This window comes from Mesorhizobium sp. KR1-2, from assembly GCF_040045035.1.
In the GTDB taxonomy this organism is placed as follows: domain Bacteria; phylum Pseudomonadota; class Alphaproteobacteria; order Rhizobiales; family Rhizobiaceae; genus Pseudaminobacter.
This window is the reverse complement of sequence record NZ_JBDZDS010000001.1, coordinates 756,953-773,587: the sequence shown is the minus strand read 5'-3', so window position 1 is coordinate 773,587 and position 16,635 is coordinate 756,953. Positions and strand designations below refer to the sequence as shown.

Below are 16,635 nucleotides of genomic sequence, written 5' to 3'. Positions count from 1 at the left end.
GCATCAAAGCCGCCCCAGCGCCTCGAGTTCGTGCAGCGCCGCCGCGTCTCGTGCAGACACATCGGCAAACCGCGGATCGGAGCCGACATCGGCCGTGTAGCGCCAGGAGCGCGCGCATTTGCGCAGGCCCCTGCCCTCCGCCTTTTCCACTACCACGGCCACGCCCGGAACCTCGCGCATTGCGAAGGCATCGGCCGGCACCTCGTCGTGGGACACGACGAGATCGCTGGTGATGCTGATCTCTGCAAGATCCACGCCTGCGAACGCCTCCTCGAGGGCCGTATCGGTCATGTAGACGACCGGCACCGCCTCGAGCGAGGAGCCGATGGACTTCTTGGCACGTTCGAGTTCCAGCGCGCCGGTAACGACGCTGCGCACCTGGCGGATCTTGCGCCACTTTTCAGCCAGCGCCTCGTTGTTCCAGTCGGCCGGGACCTCCCGGAACTGCTCCAGATGCACCGATTCAGCCGAAGGATAGCGGTCAAGCCAGGCTTCCTCGGTGGTGAAGGGCAGCATCGGCGCCAGCCACGTCACCAGATGGTCGAACAGATGGCGCACCACCTGCATGGCAGCCTTGCGGCGCAGGCTCGACGGCGCATCGCAGTAGAGCGCGTCCTTGCGGATGTCGAAATAGAAGGCCGACAGCTCCACCACCATGAAGTCGAGCAGAGCGCGGGTGATGCGCTTGAACTCGAAGGCGTCGTAGCCGGCGCGCACGATCTCGTCGAGTTCGGCCAGGCGGTGCAGCATCAGCTGCTCCAGCTCCGGCATTTCGGCCAGCGGCACCACGTCGCCTTCGTCATGCGCGAGCGTGCCGAGCATCCAGCGGATCGTGTTCCTGAGCTTGCGATATGCGTCGATATTGGTCTGCAGCACGTTCTTGCCGAGGCGCTGGTCTTCCCAATAATCGGTCGTCACCACCCACAGGCGCAGGATGTCGGCGCCGGACTGCTTGATGACGTCCTGCGGCACCACCGTGTTGCCGAGAGACTTCGACATCTTGCGGCCTTCCTCATCCATGGTGAAGCCATGGGTGACGACGGCATTGTAAGGCGCGCGACCGCGCGTGCCGCAGCTTTCGAGCAGCGAGGAGTGGAACCAGCCGCGATGCTGGTCGGAGCCTTCCAGATAGACGTCGGCCGGCCACTTCAGGTCCGGGCGGTCTTCCAAAGTGAAGGCGTGCGTCGAGCCCGAGTCGAACCAGACGTCCAGGATGTCCATCACCTGCGTCCAGGGCTCGTTGGCACGGCTGCCGAGGAAGCGCTCGCGCGCGCCCTCCGCGAACCAGGCGTCCGCGCCCTCCTTCTCGAAGGCGTCTAGGATGCGGGCATTGACCTCCTCGTCGACCAGCACGTTGCCGTCAGCATCGACGAATACCGTGATCGGCACGCCCCAGGCGCGCTGGCGCGACAGCACCCAGTCCGGGCGCTCCTCGATCATCGAGCGCAGGCGAGTCTGGCCGGCCGCCGGCACGAAGCGCGTGTCGTCGATGGCCTTCAGCGCACGGCTGCGCAGCGTGGTGCCGTCGCCGAGTTCCTTGTCCATGTAGACGAACCACTGCGGCGTATTGCGGAAGATGACAGGCTTCTTCGAACGCCAGCTATGCGGGTAGCTGTGCTTCAGCCGGCCGCGCGCGAACAGCATGTTGCGCTTGATCAGCTCGTCGATGACGGCCTTGTTGGCGTCGCCCTTCTTGCCGTGATCGTCGATGACGCGCGCCGGCCCACCCTCGCGGTCCGGACCGAAGCCCGGCGCGTCCTTGGTGAGGTAGCCGGCATCGTCGACCGTGAACGGCAGGCGGGTGTCGATGCCACGCTTTTCGAGCGCGGCAGCGGCATCCATCCAGGCGTCGAAATCCTCGCGGCCGTGGCCGGGTGCGGTGTGCACGAAACCGGTACCGGCGTCGTCGGTGACATGTTCGCCCGCCAGCATCGGGACGGGGAATTCGTAGCCGCCGCCGAGACCTTCCAGCGGATGGGAAAGCGTCAGGCTTTCAAGCTCTTCTGCCGAAACGATCCGAAGGAGATTCAACACAACCTTGGCCTTCGCGCCAGCTTCCTCGGCCAGCGCATCCGCAAAGATCAGCTTTTCACCGGGCTGCGGGCCGTAGTCGTTTTCCGCCGCCGTCACCTCATAGAGGCCGTAGCTGATGCGCGACGAATAGTTCACCGCACGGTTGCCGGGAATGGTCCAGGGCGTGGTCGTCCAGATGACGACATGGGTGCCTTCCAGCCCAGGCACGCCCTTTTCGACCGGGAATTTCACCCAGATGGTATCGGACTCATAGTCCTGATACTCGACCTCAGCCTCGGCCAGCGCCGTGCGCTCGACCACCGACCACATCACCGGCTTCGAGCCGCGATAAAGCTGGCCGGTCTTAGCGAACTTCAGCAATTCGCCGGCGATCCGCGCCTCGGAGTGGAAGGCCATGGTCGTATAGGGGTTCTTGAAATCGCCGACGACGCCGAGCCGCAGGAATTCCTCGGTCTGCACGCCGATCCAATGCGCGGCGAAGTCGCGACATTCCTGGCGGAACTCGTTGACCGGCACCTCGTCCTTGTTCTTGCCTGCGGCGCGATACTTTTCCTCGATCTTCCACTCGATCGGCAGGCCGTGGCAGTCCCAGCCCGGCACATAGTTCGAGTCGCGGCCGCGCATCTGGAAGGAACGGGTGATGACGTCCTTCAGCACCTTGTTGAGCGCATGGCCGATATGGGTGTTGCCGTTGGCATAGGGCGGGCCATCGTGCAGCACGAACTTTTCGCGGCCGGCCGCGCTTTCGCGCAGGCGCTTGTAGAGGTCCATCTTCTGCCAGCGCGCCACGGTGTGCGGCTCCCGCTCCGGCAGGCCCGCACGCATCGGAAATTCGGTCTGCGGCAGATAGAGGGTCTTGGAATAATCGAGCTTTTCGGACGTATCGGTCATTGTCTTGCCATCGGATTGCCCGGCGAAAGCTGCCTCGGGCGTTCAATTGTCAATATCTGGGAACGGCGCGGGTAAGCGCATAGACAAAACACCCGGACTTTCGGGCGGCGTCAGGCCGCCCGGAAGGCCGGGCCCATAATTCGTATAGCAATCGCGAAGATGGGCGCGAGACATCTCATGGCCGCGCTTTTAAAGGAGGCAGGCAGGAGAATAAAGCCCATAATGGAGAGTGGCCACCCTACATGCTGAAATCGAAGCGGTAGGTGGCCGAAATGCCGAGCATCAATTGGTTTGCCGAACCGCGCTCGCGCACCAGGCTCGAGTCCTTGGCCGGCCCCATCAGCCGCCGATACTCGCCGAACGCGCTGGTGGTGATCGCATCGGTGATACGCCATTTTATCTCGCCGCCGACGCCGACTGCGCTCAGGCCCGTGTCGGGCTTATACGTCCGCAGGCCCGAGCGTGCCGATTCCGCGGGCGTCACGCCATAATAGGCGTCGAGATACTTGGCCGAACCGACCTGAAGCCTCGGGCCGCCTGAAATGCGGACGGTCGGAGTAACATCTTGGAACGCGTCGACGAACACGTCGGTCACCACGCCGCTGTGCGAGCGGAAGCCTCGGCGCACCTCACCACGGACGCGCAGCCAGTCGGTGGGATAGACTTCGGCGAAGCCACCGGCCTCAAGACCCCACTTGACCGAGTCGAGCCCCTGCAGCTCGTCCGCACGGCCGCTGCTGCGGCCCCAGACGATCTTGCCCACCGGGCCGGCGCGCAGCGAGCCGACATCGAGCATGGAGAAGGACATGTTGTCGTTGCGCGAGGTGAAGCGCACCTGCGAGCCCGCCCTGCCGAGCGAAACCAGAGGCGAAGCGCTGAAAATGCGGCCCTTCGCGCCTTCGAACCTGGGGGCGCTAAATCCTGCCGCGCCCACCTGCAGATACCAGTCGCCGCTGAACCAGTCGCCCGCATCGGCATGAGCCGTACTCCCCAGCAAGACAGCAGCCGCGCAGGCCAGCAAACTCCGATCGAAAGACAGCATCATTCCTCGCGTACTCATTACACAAACGCTCGCTTCAACTGCTTTCGCGCGTTCTCAGTAAAATTTGAATTAACCGCGCCTGCTAAGACTCCAATCTTTGCCATACCAAACAAGCTGTTACGCCGCTGGACGGCCCGGCTCCGCGCACTAGCTTCCCCAAGGGAACATCGGAACAAGTTTCAACTGCCAAAGGAGGCGGCGATGACTTTCGGTTCTGAAATGCCTGATGAACTCCGGGAAGCGATCCATGAGACGCGAACAAAATGGGGCTGGTTCGTTTTTCTCGGCATACTTTTGCTGATCTTTGGCGGAATAGCCTTCGGCAATCTTGTTGTCGCGACCGTCGCATCAGTGTATTTGGTCGGCACCCTGATGCTCATCGGCGGCATCGTCGAGATTATCCACTCTTTCGGCGTCAAGACTTGGGGCGGTTTCTTCTTGTGGCTCTTGAGCGGCCTGCTCTACGCGATCGCCGGCTTCCTGGCCTTCTATAATCCGCTGCTCGTGTCGGTGGCGCTGACCTTCCTGCTGGCGGTGAGCCTGATCGCCTCGGGCTTGCTGCGCCTGTGGATCGGCATCAGGGACCGCTCGGCGAGCGGCTGGGGCTGGATCGTTGCGGCAGGCATAGTGACGATACTGGTGGGCCTGATCATCGCCAGCGGTTGGCCCGTGAACAGCTTGTGGGTGCTGGGCCTGTTCCTGGCGATCGACCTGATCTTCCAGGGCTGGACCTTCATCGCCTTCGGAATCACGCTACGGAGTGCGGCCCACCACCACCTGAAGCCGACGCCTTCGCCGCCAGCCCCGTAAGTCGGCGAAGGCCGAAAGCAGCCAGCTTATGCCGGACCGGCGGCGAAAGTCAGCCGCCGGTCGAGTTCAGAGAGCGGCTTGACGCCGGAGAGCAGGGCACGCGCCTCCGCCTCGTCGCGTTTCATCTGCGCGACCAGCGGATCGAGCCCGTCGAACTTCACCTCGCCGCGCAGGTAGCCGAACAGCGAGACCCGGCAGGTCTGTCCGTAGAGATCGTCGGAGAAATCGAACAGGAAGGTTTCCAGCAAGGGCCTGCCATTGTCGTCCACGGTCGGGCGACGCCCGAAGCTGGCGACGCCGTCGTGCAGCGTGCCGTCGGCGCAGCGGAAGCGCACCGCGTAGATGCCGTGCTTCAATCCCGTGCTTTCCGGCAGCGCCATATTGGCGGTCGGAAAGCCAAGCGTGCGGCCAAGCTGCTTGCCACCCGTAACCTCGGCCTCGACCGTAAAACGATAGCCGAGCAGACCGGCGGCCTCCGCCACCTCGCCCTCGCACAGAAGCTCACGGATGCGGCTCGACGAAACGATCTCCGCGCCCTCGTCACGGAACGCATCGACCAGCGTCACGCCAAAACCGTGGCGCTCTCCGGCTTCCATCAGGAAGGCCGGCCCGCCCTGACGATTCTTGCCGAAATGGAAATCGAAGCCCGTGACCGCGTGGCTGATGCCGAGATTGGCATCGAGGATGTCGGTGACGAAGCGCTCGGCGTCGAGCCCGGCGAATTCCCGCGTGAAGGGTTGCTCGACAACTGCAGCGAAGCCGAGCTTCGCCAGGAGCCGTGCCTTCAACGGCGGCGGGGTCAAAAGAAACAGCGGCACATCAGGGCGGAACACGGTGCGCGGATGCGGATCGAAGGTCAGCACCAGGGCCGGGACACCGCGCCGCTCAGCCTCGGCCAGCGCCCGGTCCAGCACCGTCTGGTGACCGCGATGCACGCCGTCGAAATTGCCGATCGCCACCACGCCGCCGCGTAGCGTATCAGGCAGCCTCTGAGTGTCGGTGATGCGCAGGAACGACTGGCTCATATGCTCTTCTACCGAAGCCTGGGAATGACCGCCACCGGGTGATGCCCGTGCTTTTCCAGGAAGGCAGACAGCCGCTCCAGATCCGGATCCAACGGGTCGCCATAGTCGCCGGCATGGATGCCGCCCGACACGTAGAGCACATCAAGGCCGTTGTCGGCCGCCCCCTTCACGTCGGTCATCATGCCGTCACCGATGCCCAACGCCTCTTCCGAAGCGACATCGCGTCCGAGCACTTCGCCGGCGGCCTTCAGCGCGGCGGCGTAGATCGGCCGGTGCGGCTTGCCCGAAATCAGGGTCCGCCCGCCCAGCTGGGTGTAGTCGCGCGCCAGCGCGCCGGCGCACCAGATCAGCCTGTCGCCGCGCTCGACCACGATATCGGGATTGGCGCAGATGAAGGGCAGATTGCGCGAGCGCAGCCGCAGCAGCATCTCGGCATAGTCTTCCGGCGTTTCGATCTCGTCGTCGAACAGGCCCGTGCAGACCACGGCGTCAGCCTCGAACTCCTCGACCAACTCGCAGTCGATCCCGTCATAGATCGGCTGGTCGCGATCGGGGCCGAGATGAAACAGCTTGCGCGGCGCGGTGCGGATCAGGTCGCGCGTGACGTCGCCCGAGGTGACGATGCGATCCCAGGCATCTTCCGGCACGCCGATCGCCGCAAGCTGCTCCACCACGCCCTCGTGCGGTCGCGGCGAATTGGTGATCAGCACGACAGCGAGGCCCTTCTCGCGCGCCCGGCGCAAGGCGTCGCCTGCCGCCGGGAAAGGATCGATCCCGTTGTGCAGCACGCCCCAGACGTCGCACAGGACGGCAGCGTAGCGATCTGTCAGGTCGTCCAGCGTTCCGATGTTTTCGGGCGACCCCGTCATGGCATTTCCTTCACTGTCGGCTGTCCTGCATGCTGCGGGCGTCCGCCCGGCGGGCTCCGGGATTAGCCGAAGCGCCGCATCATGTCACCACCTTTCGGCCAGACCGGCGCACCGATCCTCCAGCACTGGACTGTTGGCGCCGCCAAAGCTGCAAGCCCCTACCCCGGGTCCTGGCGCAACAATTTTTGTCCGGCAGCAATCTTGAAGGCCCCGAGGGCAGCAAGGATAGTGTCGACGATCCGCCCGAAACGCCGCACACCGGACGGCATGGCAATCCGCATTGCGGCAGCAAGCTTTGCGCAACAGCCATCCGGGTGCATCCCTATGCCTACGCTTTCCACGCTCGCCGCCTTCGCCCTGATCGCACTCGGCATGGTGCTGACACCCGGGCCGAACATGATCTACCTTGTCTCGCGCTCGCTCTCGCAGGGGCCGGTGGCCGGACTGATATCGCTCGGCGGCGTGGCATTGGGCTTCGTGTTCTACATATTGTGCGCTGCCTTCGGCATTACCGCCCTGGTCCTGGCAGTGCCCTATGCCTACGACGTGCTGCGCATCGCGGGCGCGCTCTATCTTCTCTATCTCGCCTGGCAGGCGCTGAAGCCCGGCGGGCGCTCGCCGTTCCAGGTCCGTCAGCTGCCGAAGGATCGCCCCAGAAAACTCTTCATGATGGGGCTGATGACCAATCTCCTGAATCCTAAGGTGGCGGTGCTCTATCTCTCGCTTCTGCCGCAGTTCATCGACCCGAAGCTCGGCAGCGTCTTCACTCAATTGCTGGCGTTGGGCGCCACACAGGTGACCATCAGCCTGACCGTAAACGCCATCATCGCCGTCATGGCCGGATCGATCGCGACCTTCCTAGCCGGACGCCCGTTCTGGATGGTGGTGCAGCGCTGGCTGATGGGAACGGTACTCGTCGGGCTCGCGGTCCGCATGGTGGCGGAGGCCCAGCGCTAGAGCTACGGGCAAAGGAACCGGGCCGCAGGAGGCCCGAACCGTTTCTCAGTCCATATGCGCGGCAGGCGCGCCGCCACCGGCCGCTGCCATCTTCGGCTTGCGCAGCAGCAAGGCCAGCGGGATGGCGCAGAGCGAGACGATCATCATCAACTTGAAGTCGTTGACGTAGGAAATCATCATCGCCTGCTGCGTGACCAGGCCGTCGATCTGAGCCAGAGCAGTCGGGTTTCCGGCAGCAGCACCGGGCGAAAGCGCCTGCAGGCTTGGATTGTAGGGCGTGATGTTGGCGATGAGCTCGGAATGATTGATCTGGACATTCTGGGTCAGCACCACAGTCACCACCGAGATGCCGATGGACGAACCGATGTTGCGCACAAGGCTGAAGAGAGCCGTCGCGTCGGTGCGGTAGCGCGCGTCGAGCGTGGCGAAAGCCACCGTCGACAACGGCACGAACACCAGCCCGAGGCCGAGGCCCTGAACCACGCCCGTGACAAGGATGAGGTGGGAGTCCATCTGCGGCGAGAAACCGGACATGGTGTAGAGCGACTGTGCCGTCAGCAACAAGCCAGTGACCACCAGCAGCCGCGCGTCGATGACGCGCACCAGCCGTCCCACCATGAGCATCGAGATCATGGTGCCGACGCCGCGTGGCGCCATGACCAGGCCGGTGGTGATGGTCGGATAATTGAACAGTTTCGACAGCATCGGCGGCAGCAGCGCGAGGCTCGCCAGCAGGATGACGCCGATGACGAAGATGAACACCAGGCCGGTCGCGAAGTTGCGGTCCTTGAAGATATTCACGTCGATGAAGGTGTTCTCGGCTGTCAGCAGGTGCACGATGAAAACCCAGAAGCCGATGATCGACAGGCCGAGCTCGATCCAGATCTCGACGGAGGAGAACCAGTCCACCTCGGCGCCGCGGTCGAGCATGAGCTGCAGCGCGCCGACGCCCAGGCTGAGCATGGCGAAGCCGAAGAAGTCGAAGCCGCGCAAGCGCTTGGCGGCAGCCGGCAGGTAGGCGGCGCATCCGAGAAAGGCGATGATGCCGACCGGCAGGTTGATGAAGAACACCCAGCGCCAGTTGAAGCTTTCGGTCAGCCAGCCACCCAGCGTGGGGCCGATGATGGGGCCGACCATGATGCCGGCGCCCCACAGCGCCATGGCCTGGCCGTGGCGTTCCTTCGGGTTGATGTCGAGCAGGAAGGTCTGCGACAGCGGCACGATCGCCGCGCCGAACACGCCTTGGAGCAGGCGGAACAGCACCATGCTTTCCAGGCTCCACGCGACGCCGCAGGCCATGGAGGAGACCGTGAAGCCGACGACCGAGGTCAGGAACAGCTCCTTGCGCCCGAAGCGGTCGGACAGCCAGCCGGTCACCGGCGTCATGATTGCCGCGGCAACGATGTAGGAGGTCAGCACCCAGTTGATGGTGTCGGCCGACGCACCAAGGTCGCCCACCATAGAAGGCAGGGCGACGTTCGCAATCGTGGTGTCGAGCACCTGCATGATCGTCGCAAGCATGATCGACACCGTGATCAGCCCGCGATGCGGGACTTCGGTGTGGGTTGTCGGGGTCATCTAAGGCAGACCTGTGCGTTCGGACGCCCGCCACGGCGAGCGCCCGTATGAAATGACTTTTACTTTACGTTGTCGGCCGCGACCGCGCTCGACAGCAGGCCCGGAAGCCCGCGGCTGACCCCGGTGTCGACCGACACCGTGGCGCTCATGCCGGTGCGCAGTGCCACGTCGAGACCGCTGGTGTCGACCTTCAGCCGCACCGGGATACGCTGGGTGACTTTCACCCAGTTGCCGGTGGCGTTCTGCGCGGGCAGAAGCGAAAACTCCGCGCCCGTACCCGCACCGATGGCCTCGATCGTGGCCTTGAGCGGGTGGTTGGGATAGGTGTCGAGCGTAATCTCGGCCGTCTGCCCCGGCTTCATGTTGGTAAGCTGCGTTTCCTTGAAGTTGGCGTCGACCCAGATGTCGTCGGTCTCGACCAGGCTGAACAACGGCGTGCCGACCCCGACGAACTGACCGACCTTGAAGGACGAGGCCTGGGCGACCATGCCGTCCGCAGGCGCGCGCACCGTGGTCTGCGCCAGCGCATAGGCGGCATTGTCGCGGGTCGCGAGCGCGGCCAGCACGGTGGGATGCTCGTCGGTCTCGATAGCAGGATTGCCGGCCAGCGCAGCACGCGCGCTGGCAATGCCCTGCACGGCCGCCGTATGCTGATCCTGCGCCTTGGTCAGGTCTCGCCGGGCCTCGTCGAGGGTCGACTCCGAATTGATGCCGCGCTTCACCAGCGCAGAGGCGCGATCGTACTGCGACTGCAGATAGGTCACGTCGCCGGCCGTCACGCGCTCCTGCGCAAGAGCCTGGCTATAGGCCGCGCGCAGTTGCTCGACATTGAGCCGGGCCGCGGCCAGAGCCGCATCCGCCTGTGCCAACGCGATCCGATAGGGCTCGGGATCTACGACGAAAAGGGTGTCGCCCACCTTGACCATCTGATTGTCGGCGACGTTGACGCTGACGACGCGACCGGCCTCCTGCGAGGCGATCGACACCTTGGCCTGACGCAGATTGGCGTTCTCGGTTTCCTGGTAACGACCACCGGTGACCCAGACATAGCCGCCACCGACAACCAACGCCAAGGGGAGCGCCGACATCAGGAACAAGCGCCCCTTGCGGCGCTTGCGCGCTGGCGCGGGCTGCGCCAGCGGCGCGGCCGTAACCGGCGGCGAGAGCGTGTCTGCTTCGACTTCGGTCACCTCATCCTTGAGCTTCGACACGGCGTTCATGCTGCTGCACCTTTATTCATTGCCTGTTGCTGGCACGGCGCTTCGCCGTCCGAAAGATTGTTTACGATCGTCGCGAGCCCGCGGATGACCGACTTGCGTTCATCTGGAGACAAGCCCGTCAGGGCTTGTTCGAAGACTTCGCCGGCAACGCCTCTGATCGCCCCAAAAGCCTCTCGGCTTTTGTCAGTTGGAAAAATCATGCGTACGCGCCGGTCGCTGACGTCTTGCCGACGCTCGACCCAGCCGCCTTCCTCCATCCGGTCGACAAGCCGCGACACACTGATCGGCTCAACTTCCAAAAGTTCTGCGAGTCGCGCCTGCGCGACCCCCTCGTCCTTCACCACGCGCACCAGCAGCCGCCACTGCGCCGATGACAGACCATAGCCGCTACCGAGCGTTTCAAAACGCCGGCGCATAAGCCGCGCCGCGTCGTGAATGAGAAAGCCCAGCCTCTCCGTACCTTCAAAATCCATGAGCGCGATATATTATGAGCGTGCTTACTATTCAAGCGGCAAGGTGTGACGGTCGCATTCTTGTGATACAGCGAACTTCCAGTGCGGCAGCCCTGGGAAAACAGCAGCATATCGCAACTCTCCGCGCTCCCGCAGCCCTAGCGACGCGGTCATGGTGAATGATCAGTTCACGCGGCAGTCAACAACAGCTCCGCTCGCCGTGACTATGATTTGCACCCCGCCCAAACTGGGTAATTCCATGCATGCAGGCAGTGGCGCTTCTTGACTCGGGCGTAACCCCGGCTTATCTCATCCACGCGTTAGCACTCACCCCAAGCGAGTGCTAACCACGGTCCGGTGACCCGGACGGAAACATCGTTTTTAACATCCGCACCAAGGATAACCAAAATGGCAAAGTCGAAGTTCCGCCCGCTTCATGACCGCGTGGTCGTTCGTCGGGTCGAGTCCGAAGAGAAGACCGCCGGCGGCATCATCATTCCCGACACCGCGAAGGAAAAGCCGCAGGAAGGCGAAATCATCGCCGTTGGCTCCGGCGCCCGCGACGACTCCGGCAAGCTGGTTCCGCTCGATGTGAAGGCTGGCGACCGCGTCCTGTTCGGCAAGTGGTCGGGCACTGAAGTGAAGCTCAATGGCGAAGACCTTCTGATCATGAAGGAATCCGACATCATGGGCATCATCGGCTGAATTTCAGCTCACCCGCACCCATAAAATTTTTGCATTTCGGGCCCCGCAAAGGCCCTCTCCAGGAGCTTTAAAATGGCTGCCAAAGAAGTAAAGTTTTCCCGTGATGCCCGCGAGCGCATGCTGCGCGGCGTCAACATCCTCGCCGACGCCGTCAAGGTGACGCTCGGCCCGAAGGGCCGCAACGTCGTGATCGACAAGTCGTTCGGCGCGCCGCGCATCACCAAGGACGGCGTTTCGGTCGCCAAGGAAATCGAGCTTGAGGACAAGTTCGAGAACATGGGCGCGCAGATGGTCCGCGAGGTTGCCTCGAAGACCAACGACATCGCCGGCGACGGCACCACGACCGCGACCGTCCTGGCTCAGTCGATCGTTCAGGAAGGCCACAAGGCCGTTGCCGCCGGCATGAACCCGATGGACCTGAAGCGCGGTATCGACCTGGCCGTTTCGGAAGTCGTCACCCACCTCGTCAAGAGCTCGAAGAAGATCAAGACCTCGGAAGAAGTTGCCCAGGTCGGCACCATCTCGGCCAACGGCGAGAAGGAAATCGGCTCGATGATCGCCGAAGCGATGCAGAAGGTCGGCAACGAGGGCGTCATCACCGTCGAGGAAGCCAAGACCGCCGAGACCGAGCTCGAGGTCGTCGAAGGCATGCAGTTCGACCGCGGCTACCTGTCGCCCTACTTCGTCACCAACCCGGACAAGATGGTTGCCGAGCTGGATGACGCCTACATCCTGCTCCACGAGAAGAAGCTGTCGAACCTCCAGGCCATGCTGCCGGTTCTCGAAGCCGTCGTGCAGACCTCGAAGCCGCTGCTCATCATCTCGGAAGACGTCGAAGGCGAGGCTCTGGCCACGCTGGTCGTCAACAAGCTGCGTGGCGGCCTGAAGATCGCCGCCGTCAAGGCTCCGGGCTTCGGCGACCGCCGCAAGGCCATGCTGGAAGACATCGCCATCCTCACCGGTGGCCAGGTCATCTCCGAAGACCTCGGCATCAAGCTCGAGAACGTGACCCTCAACATGCTGGGCCGCGCCAAGAAGGTGTCGATCTCCAAGGAGAACACCACCATCGTCGACGGCGCCGGCAAGAAGGCCGAGATCCAGGGCCGCGTTGCCCAGATCAAGCAGCAGATCGAAGAGACCACTTCGGACTACGACAAGGAGAAGCTGCAGGAGCGTCTCGCCAAGCTCGCTGGCGGCGTTGCAGTGATCCGCGTCGGCGGTGCGACCGAGGTCGAGGTCAAGGAGCGTAAGGACCGCGTCGACGACGCCCTCAACGCGACCCGCGCGGCCGTCGAGGAAGGCATCGTTCCGGGCGGCGGCGTTGCGCTGCTGCGCTCTTCGCTCGCCATCAAGGCGGAAGGCGAGAACGCCGACCAGGCTGCTGGCATCAACATCGTCCGTCGCGCTCTGCAGGCTCCGGCCCGCCAGATCGCCGCGAACGCAGGTGCGGAAGCTTCGATCGTTGCCGGCAAGATCCTCGAGAACAAGACGGCGACCTTCGGCTACAACGCCCAGACCGGCGAGTACGGCGACATGATCGCCTTCGGTATCGTCGACCCGGTCAAGGTCGTTCGCACGGCTCTGCAGGACGCCGCTTCGGTTGCCGGCCTGCTGGTCACCACCGAGGCCATGATCGCCGAAGCTCCGAAGAAGGACTCCGGCGCTGCCATGCCCGGCATGCCCGGCGGTGGCATGGGCGGCATGGGCGGCATGGATTTCTAAGGAAATCCATAAAGCACGCCCATTGAGTCTAAAGATGCTCAAGCCCGCAAGCGGGCTTGAGTGGCGGCATGGACTTCTAAGTCCAGCCACCTCAGGCTTACGGAAAGGGCGCCCTCGCGGCGCCCTTTTTGTTTGTCCGAATGCGGAACTCGAGTTGCCTGGCCCGAGGGCGACCGGCCCGCCGAACGCACTCAGATGACGACCACTTCCCCGGCGAACTGACTTGCGCACAACAGCAGCACGCCTACGTCCTGCGTCGCCTTGGCGATCGCCATGGCGCCCGAATAAGTGGCGACGGCAAGTGCCGCGAAACGCTCCGGATCGGTCTTCGGCTCCTCCGCACCTACGTCCTGGTCGCTGCGGAGCTTTAGCGCAATGGCCGCCTGCCAGGCGGCGTAGATGCGGGCCAGTGCCGTGCGGAAATCGGAATCGGCCAGCGACAGCTCATGCGCCAGGTTGTTGAGCGGACAGCCGCGAACAAAACCTTGTTGCTCCAGTTCGGCCGCCACCGCTGCAAAGGTAGCGCACACGCCCTCGCGCGCGGACGCAGCCTGCTCTATCGGCCTGATCCAGGTTTCCTCGACCGCCGCAGCCACCCGCTCGTCGATAACGGCCAATCCCAGCACCTTCTTGGTGGGGAAATGGTGGTGAAGCGCCCCGCCGGTGACGCCGGCGATCTTCATAAGGTCGCCGAGGCTCGTCGCGTGATACCCGCGCGCCTGAAAGGCTTCCTCGGCGGCGTCGAGAACGCGCTGGCGCAGCCCCTCCGGGTCGTTGGTTCGCCTGCGCGACAGTCCCGTTGTTGGCATTGTTGAGAGCCCCCGTTTGATCCTGACACTAGCCAGATTGACAAAACCGGACAACCGGTCTGTTATGAAAACAGGATAACCGACCTGTTTTGGAGGGGTGATGGTCGAGAAACTGGCACTACAGAGCTTATTCGAGCGGCCGCGCTTGTACTCGCCGGTCGTGGAGCTTCGGCAGTACCGGCTGCATCCCGGGCGGCGCGAGGAACTGATCCGTCTTTTCGATTCCCATTTCGTCGAGAGCCAGGAGGCGGTCGGCATGGCCGTCATCGGGCAATTCCGCGACCTTGACTGGCCGGACCGCTTCGTATGGCTGCGCGGCTTCCAGGACATGGCGCTCCGCCGCGCTGCCCTCGCCGCATTCTACGAGGGGCCGGTCTGGGCCGAACACCGGGAAGCCGCCAATGCCACCATGGTCGATTCCGACGACGTGCTGTTGCTTAGGCCCGCGTGGCCCGGCGCAGCTTTCGATCTTGCGGGCAAGGAACGCGAGACGCGATGCAAGATGGCCTCCTTCGCCGTCATCGCTGCCACGATCTTCCATGTCACCCCGGAAACGGAAAATGAATTCGTGACACTGATGATTGAAGAGGCAGAGCCGCTGCTTTGCCTGCATGGCGGCCCTCTGCTGGCGGCCTTCGTCACCGAACACGCCGTAAACACCTTCCCGCGCCTGCCGGTGCGCGCGGAGGAGAACGTGTTCGTCATTTTCCAGAGCTTCGCGGACGCCCTGGCGCTGGCCAACCATGAAGTGGCTCTGATGGAAGACCCGGTCTGGACGCGCGGGGTTCTGCCTGCCCTAAAACACCACTTTACCCGGCCCTCGGAACGGCTGCGGCTGGCGCCCACGGCACGCTCGCTGCTTTGAACCGATTAGGATCGGCGTCCTCCCCATTCAGCACTTGAAGCCTATTGTGCAAAGCGGTAGGCCGTTGCCAGCATTGTACATTTTTCCTGGAGGCGGCCCATGAGCGCTCATCACACCAGAACCGAAACCGATACATTCGGCCCCATCGAGGTTGCGGCCGACCGCTATTGGGGTGCGCAGGCGCAGCGTTCGCTGGGCAATTTCAAGATCGGCTGGGAAAAGCAGCCGCTTTCGGTGGTCCGTGCGCTCGGCATCGTCAAGCGCGCCGCAGCTGAAGCCAATATGGCGCTCGGCCGCCTCGACCCGAAGATCGGCGAGGCCGTTGTGCAGGCCGCCCAGGAAGTCATCGACGGCAAGCTCAATGACCACTTCCCGCTGGTGGTCTGGCAGACCGGTTCTGGCACCCAGTCCAACATGAACGCCAACGAGGTCATATCCAACCGGGCAATCGAACTGCTCGGCGGCGTCATGGGCTCCAAGAAGCCGGTGCACCCCAACGACCACGTCAACATGAGCCAGTCGTCGAACGACACCTACCCGACGGCCATGCACATCGCCTGCGCCGAGCGGATCGTGCATGACCTGCTGCCGGCGCTCAAGCACCTGCATGCCGCACTCGACGCCAAGGCCAAGGCCTTCGACCACATCATCAAGATCGGCCGCACCCACACGCAGGATGCTACGCCGCTGACGCTCGGCCAGGAATTCTCCGGCTACGCCGCGCAGGTCGCCTCCTCCATCAAGCGCATCGAGATGACGCTGCCGGGCCTGTGCGAGCTGGCGCAGGGCGGCACCGCCGTCGGCACCGGCCTCAACGCGCCGGTCGGCTTCGCCGAGAAGGTGGCCGAGCGCATCGCCGCCATCACCGGCATTCCCTTCGTCACCGCCCCGAACAAGTTCGAGGCGCTGGCTGCCCACGATTCCATGGTGTTCAGCCACGGCGCCATCAACGCTGCCGCAGCGGCACTGTTCAAGATCGCCAACGACATCCGCTTCCTTGGCTCGGGCCCGCGCTCGGGTCTCGGCGAGCTCTCGCTGCCGGAAAACGAGCCGGGCTCGTCGATCATGCCGGGCAAGGTCAACCCGACGCAGTGCGAGGCGCTGACGCAGGTCTGCGTGCAGGTGTTCGGCAACAATGCCGCCATCACCTTTGCCGGCAGCCAGGGCCACTTCGAGCTCAACGTCTACAACCCGCTGATGGCCTACAACTTCCTGCAGTCGGTGCAGCTGATGTCCGACGCGGCGATCTCGTTCACCGACAATTGCGTCGTCGGCATCGAGGCCCGCGAGGACAACATCAAGGCTGCGCTGGAACGCTCCCTGATGCTGGTCACCGCGCTGGCCCCGACCATCGGCTACGACAACGCTGCCAAGATCGCCAAGACGGCGCACAAGAACGGCACGACGCTGCGCGAGGAAACCCTGGCGACCGGCCTCGTTACCGAGGCCGACTATGACCGCCTGGTTCGCCCGGAGGACATGACCCGGCCGGGCTGACCGGCCATCGCTTCCCCGGCGAAGGACCGATCGACACGCCGCAGCTGTGTACGCGGAGTGTCGATTGGATCTGAAACGGTGTACAATGCGTTCGGAAGTTTCGATCTCGTGTTGAATCCGGTTCCGCGTTACTTCGCGGTATCGACATCATCTCAGGGG

At 63.8% G+C, this 16,635-nt stretch carries 14 protein-coding genes; 6 read left to right on the top strand and 8 right to left on the bottom strand.

From position 1 onward, the window contains the following. Positions 1–3 precede the first annotated feature (3 nt). Positions 4–2,925 carry an isoleucine--tRNA ligase gene (gene ileS, locus ABLE85_RS03715; protein ID WP_348791319.1) on the bottom strand — a complete coding sequence of 974 codons (2,922 nt, stop codon included), beginning with the start codon at positions 2,923–2,925 and terminating at the stop codon, positions 4–6. Between the two features lie 238 nt (positions 2,926–3,163). Beyond that, positions 3,164–3,922, bottom strand: a complete 759-nt coding sequence (locus ABLE85_RS03710; RefSeq protein WP_348791318.1) for a MipA/OmpV family protein — start codon at positions 3,920–3,922, stop codon at positions 3,164–3,166. 246 nt (positions 3,923–4,168) lie between these two features. Between ABLE85_RS03710 and ABLE85_RS03705 the strand changes: the two genes are divergently transcribed. Further along, complete coding sequence (locus ABLE85_RS03705; protein ID WP_348791317.1) at positions 4,169–4,777, top strand: HdeD family acid-resistance protein; 609 nt, start codon at positions 4,169–4,171, stop codon at positions 4,775–4,777. Between the two features lie 26 nt (positions 4,778–4,803). Here ABLE85_RS03705 and ABLE85_RS03700 read toward each other — a convergent pair whose 3' ends face one another. Both ABLE85_RS03700 and ABLE85_RS03695 read right to left on the bottom strand, forming a co-directional pair. Beyond that, positions 4,804–5,802: a bifunctional riboflavin kinase/FAD synthetase gene (locus ABLE85_RS03700; protein ID WP_348791316.1), complete on the bottom strand. Its 999-nt coding sequence runs from the start codon at positions 5,800–5,802 to the stop codon at positions 4,804–4,806. Positions 5,803–5,810: 8 nt separating this feature from the next. Beyond that, a complete protein-coding gene (locus tag ABLE85_RS03695; protein WP_348791315.1) occupies positions 5,811–6,671 on the bottom strand; it encodes a TIGR01459 family HAD-type hydrolase in 861 nt (286 codons plus the stop codon). A gap of 324 nt (positions 6,672–6,995) precedes the next feature. On the opposite strand from ABLE85_RS03695, the gene ABLE85_RS03690 reads away from it, so the two are divergent. After that, complete coding sequence (locus tag ABLE85_RS03690) at positions 6,996–7,628, top strand: LysE family translocator (protein ID WP_348791314.1); 633 nt, start codon at positions 6,996–6,998, stop codon at positions 7,626–7,628. Between the two features lie 45 nt (positions 7,629–7,673). Here the strand turns inward: ABLE85_RS03690 and ABLE85_RS03685 are convergent, their stop codons facing one another. The 3 genes from ABLE85_RS03685 to ABLE85_RS03675 are packed head-to-tail and all read right to left on the bottom strand — an operon-like array spanning position 7,674 to position 10,899. Beyond that, on the bottom strand, positions 7,674–9,206 hold the full coding sequence (locus ABLE85_RS03685) for a DHA2 family efflux MFS transporter permease subunit (RefSeq protein ID WP_348791313.1): 1,533 nt from the start codon (positions 9,204–9,206) through the stop codon (positions 7,674–7,676). A gap of 59 nt (positions 9,207–9,265) precedes the next feature. Then, complete coding sequence (locus tag ABLE85_RS03680) at positions 9,266–10,426, bottom strand: HlyD family secretion protein (protein WP_348791312.1); 1,161 nt, start codon at positions 10,424–10,426, stop codon at positions 9,266–9,268. Beyond that, entirely contained in the window at positions 10,423–10,899 is a 477-nt protein-coding gene (locus ABLE85_RS03675) for a MarR family transcriptional regulator (protein ID WP_348791311.1), read from the bottom strand. The genes ABLE85_RS03680 and ABLE85_RS03675 overlap by 4 nt, the downstream gene beginning before the upstream one ends. Positions 10,900–11,286: 387 nt before the next feature. On the opposite strand from ABLE85_RS03675, the gene groES reads away from it, so the two are divergent. Then, complete coding sequence (groES, locus tag ABLE85_RS03670; RefSeq protein ID WP_348791310.1) at positions 11,287–11,583, top strand: co-chaperone GroES; 297 nt, start codon at positions 11,287–11,289, stop codon at positions 11,581–11,583. A gap of 72 nt (positions 11,584–11,655) precedes the next feature. Further along, positions 11,656–13,305, top strand: coding sequence for a chaperonin GroEL (gene groL / locus ABLE85_RS03665; RefSeq protein ID WP_348791309.1), 1,650 nt, complete (start codon positions 11,656–11,658; stop codon positions 13,303–13,305). A gap of 191 nt (positions 13,306–13,496) precedes the next feature. Here the strand turns inward: groL and ABLE85_RS03660 are convergent, their stop codons facing one another. Beyond that, positions 13,497–14,114, bottom strand: a complete 618-nt coding sequence (locus tag ABLE85_RS03660; RefSeq protein ID WP_348791308.1) for a TetR/AcrR family transcriptional regulator — start codon at positions 14,112–14,114, stop codon at positions 13,497–13,499. A 100-nt stretch (positions 14,115–14,214) separates the two neighbouring features. On the opposite strand from ABLE85_RS03660, the gene ABLE85_RS03655 reads away from it, so the two are divergent. Beyond that, a complete protein-coding gene (locus tag ABLE85_RS03655) occupies positions 14,215–14,979 on the top strand; it encodes an NIPSNAP family protein (protein ID WP_348791307.1) in 765 nt (254 codons plus the stop codon). Between the two features lie 99 nt (positions 14,980–15,078). Further along, complete coding sequence (gene fumC / locus ABLE85_RS03650; RefSeq protein ID WP_348791306.1) at positions 15,079–16,476, top strand: class II fumarate hydratase; 1,398 nt, start codon at positions 15,079–15,081, stop codon at positions 16,474–16,476. The last annotated feature ends 159 nt before the right edge of the window (positions 16,477–16,635 follow it).

Bases quoted from the DNA above. Each gene is read 5' to 3' on its own strand.
- ileS (WP_348791319.1), bottom strand. From the start codon at position 2,925: ATGACCGATACGTCCGAAAAGCTCGATTATTCCAAGACCCTCTATCTG.
- ABLE85_RS03705 (WP_348791317.1), top strand. From the start codon at position 4,169: ATGACTTTCGGTTCTGAAATGCCTGATGAACTCCGGGAAGCGATCCAT.
- ABLE85_RS03700 (WP_348791316.1), bottom strand. From the start codon at position 5,802: ATGAGCCAGTCGTTCCTGCGCATCACCGACACTCAGAGGCTGCCTGAT.
- ABLE85_RS03695 (WP_348791315.1), bottom strand. From the start codon at position 6,671: ATGACGGGGTCGCCCGAAAACATCGGAACGCTGGACGACCTGACAGAT.
- ABLE85_RS03690 (WP_348791314.1), top strand. From the start codon at position 6,996: ATGCCTACGCTTTCCACGCTCGCCGCCTTCGCCCTGATCGCACTCGGC.
- ABLE85_RS03685 (WP_348791313.1), bottom strand. From the start codon at position 9,206: ATGACCCCGACAACCCACACCGAAGTCCCGCATCGCGGGCTGATCACG.
- ABLE85_RS03680 (WP_348791312.1), bottom strand. From the start codon at position 10,426: ATGAACGCCGTGTCGAAGCTCAAGGATGAGGTGACCGAAGTCGAAGCA.
- ABLE85_RS03675 (WP_348791311.1), bottom strand. From the start codon at position 10,899: ATGGATTTTGAAGGTACGGAGAGGCTGGGCTTTCTCATTCACGACGCG.
- groES (WP_348791310.1), top strand. From the start codon at position 11,287: ATGGCAAAGTCGAAGTTCCGCCCGCTTCATGACCGCGTGGTCGTTCGT.
- groL (WP_348791309.1), top strand. From the start codon at position 11,656: ATGGCTGCCAAAGAAGTAAAGTTTTCCCGTGATGCCCGCGAGCGCATG.
- ABLE85_RS03660 (WP_348791308.1), bottom strand. From the start codon at position 14,114: ATGCCAACAACGGGACTGTCGCGCAGGCGAACCAACGACCCGGAGGGG.
- ABLE85_RS03655 (WP_348791307.1), top strand. From the start codon at position 14,215: ATGGTCGAGAAACTGGCACTACAGAGCTTATTCGAGCGGCCGCGCTTG.
- fumC (WP_348791306.1), top strand. From the start codon at position 15,079: ATGAGCGCTCATCACACCAGAACCGAAACCGATACATTCGGCCCCATC.